Source organism: Rhodobium orientis, assembly GCF_003258835.1.
GTDB lineage: Bacteria > Pseudomonadota > Alphaproteobacteria > Rhizobiales > Rhodobiaceae > Rhodobium > Rhodobium orientis.
On sequence record NZ_NPEV01000234.1, the window covers coordinates 1 to 236 of the forward strand.

The 236-nt window shown below is 53.0% G+C and carries 1 pseudogene; it reads right to left on the reverse strand.

The features are described from left to right. Positions 1-236, reverse strand: a pseudogene (locus CH339_RS25995) (glycoside hydrolase family 65 protein); the annotation flags it as partial.

Sequence of the window (236 nt, forward strand, 5' to 3'; positions counted from 1 at the left end):
TTCATTGTGGCATTCATCGCCTGTGAAGGTGACCATCGGATAAAGGGCTCCTTTCAGCCCCAGTTTGGCGGCATTCCGTTTTGCTGCCTCCAAATGATGATAGCGGTACAAAAGCAGATTCTTCGTCACCTCCGGCTCTGCCGTCGCCAAATACATCGGAACGGCGTACGCCTCAGTATCCCAATAGGCGGCTCCTCCGTATTTCTCGCCGGTAAATCCTTTCGGCCCGATGTTTA